Annotated in this window: 1 protein-coding gene and 1 pseudogene; both read left to right on the forward strand. The window is 59.0% G+C overall.

Annotation, left to right across the window (positions count from 1 at the left end):
* Window positions 1-51: 51 nt before the first annotated feature.
* A pseudogene (locus AB4043_RS25700) lies at window positions 52-402 on the forward strand (transposase); the annotation flags it as partial.
* Between the two features lie 18 nt (window positions 403-420).
* Complete coding sequence (locus AB4043_RS25705) at window positions 421-1,254, forward strand: transposase (RefSeq protein WP_442308546.1); 834 nt, start codon at window positions 421-423, stop codon at window positions 1,252-1,254.
* The last annotated feature ends 86 nt before the right edge of the window (window positions 1,255-1,340 follow it).

A 1,340-nucleotide genomic window follows, 5' to 3' on the forward strand; every position in this document is an offset into this window, starting at 1 on the left:
AGAGTCTGTGTGAGTACTTGCTTTTCGGGGTTATTTATACGAGAAGAGAGTATGTCACGGTATTTGCCCTATTCGCCGGAGCAAGGGTACCTGGTGCCGCCTCGMGTGGAYGAAGTTCTGAGYGCGGATCATCTGTGTTTTTTCGTTCACAAGAGYGTMGAGAAGCTGGATCTGAGCCGGTTYGMTCAGTCGTAYGGKCAGATRGGCGGKCGTCTKTATGATCCATCGYTGATGYTGAAGGTGTGGCTGTATGCCTAYCTYCTGGGTGTRACGTCGTCTCGCCGTCTGGAGCAGCGTATCCGKGAAGACCTYGCGTTCCGCTTCCTTGCGGGAGCKGCGACGCCTGACTWCTGGGCGTTGAACGCGTTCCGCASCCGTCAYGGACGGGCGATCAACGACTGCTTCACSCAGGTGGTGGAGATGGCCCGATCGTTGRRGTTRGCTCAGTTRGGCACCGTAGCGATCGACGCGACTCGGATCAAGGCGTCGGCATCCCCGGACAAGGTCATCGCCAAGGAGCGGCAGCAAAGGGCCAAGACCCGCCGGAACATACGCCGCTGGCAGCAGAGCTGCGACGGGGATGAGCCGAACGAAGGCGCGGGCAGTCGCGTAGGAACTGCGATCGACGCCATCGAGGACGCTGCTGGGACGCTCAAGCCGCTTCCCCGGCGGGCGAAGAGACCCTCTGAGAAGCGCTCGATCACCGACCCGGATGCGCGCTTTTTACGCAGCCGCGGCAACCGCTTCCTGCTGGGCTACTCCGGTGAGATCGCGGTCTCAGAAGATCACCTCATCGTGGCTCAGAGGGTGACTCAGTCGGGCAACGAGAACGACGGCCTGGAACCGATGGTGAAGTTGGTCAACGAGACCTGCGGAGAGCTTCCCCGGCGCGTGCTGGCCGACTCCGGCTACTACTCCAACCAAAACGTAGAACGAATGGAAGTGCTCAACGTCGATGCCTATGTACCGGACTCCAACCTGGCCCGCGAACTCAACACCCGCAAGCCGGCAACCGATCTTGCCGGCCATGATCCGCGTCTGAAACGCATGCGCCACAAGCTACGAGATCCGGACGGAAGAGCGATGTACAGCAAACGCAGGGGAATCGTCGAACCGGTCTTCGGCATCATGAAAGAACAACGAAACTTCCGCTCCTTCCGACTACGCTCCMTCCCCAAGGCTCAGACAGAGTTCGCCCTCGCCGCCACCGCCTACAACCTCAAACGCATCTACATCCTCCAGAAATCCCACTAAAACAGCTCCCATCCACACTCAACAATGAAATCCTCCAACAACGGCTCACTCATCCAGAGAGATGATGCCTCTCTCACACAGACTCT

It is taken from the genome of Terriglobus sp. YAF25 (assembly GCF_052113305.1).
GTDB lineage: Bacteria > Acidobacteriota > Terriglobia > Terriglobales > Acidobacteriaceae > Terriglobus.